Source organism: Mycobacterium simiae (assembly GCF_008370645.1).
GTDB lineage: Bacteria > Actinomycetota > Actinomycetes > Mycobacteriales > Mycobacteriaceae > Mycobacterium > Mycobacterium simiae_A.
On sequence record NZ_VTZN01000559.1, the window covers coordinates 1 to 402 of the forward strand.

Annotated in this window: 1 protein-coding gene; it reads right to left on the reverse strand. The window is 75.9% G+C overall.

All coding sequences use genetic code 11. The annotated features are described in order from the left end of the window. The coding region (locus F0Q45_RS28430; protein ID WP_188113212.1) for a hypothetical protein at positions 1-402 on the reverse strand (402 nt) is incomplete at both ends.

Below are 402 nucleotides of genomic sequence, written 5' to 3' on the forward strand. Positions count from 1 at the left end.
CGGCCCAGGTGCGTGTTGACCAGCTTTTCGATGCTCCACGGCGCGTCCAGCGGCGGCTGCCACAGCCGGTAGGGCTCGAAGTCGACCCGGCGCAGCTGGTCGAGGATGATGCGGCCCACCTGCGGGCGCATCAGCGCGGTGTCGGGCCGCTCCTCGCGCCCGGCGGCGGGCTCGGCGGGCGCCTGCGGCTCACCGGGCCGGCCGGCCGCGCCCCCCGCCGGCTCCTCGGGTGCCGGCAGCGCGACGAACCCGGCGGTGAACAGCTGCGGGGCGCAGTAGCTGACCGCCGAGTCCGGTGCGCCGGTGTGGTCGAGGTCCTCGCCGCCGGTGCCGGGTTTGCGGTAGTCGCGCCACAGGAATTCGCCCTGGAACTTGGTCAGCTCGGCCGCCGACGGGGTGCCC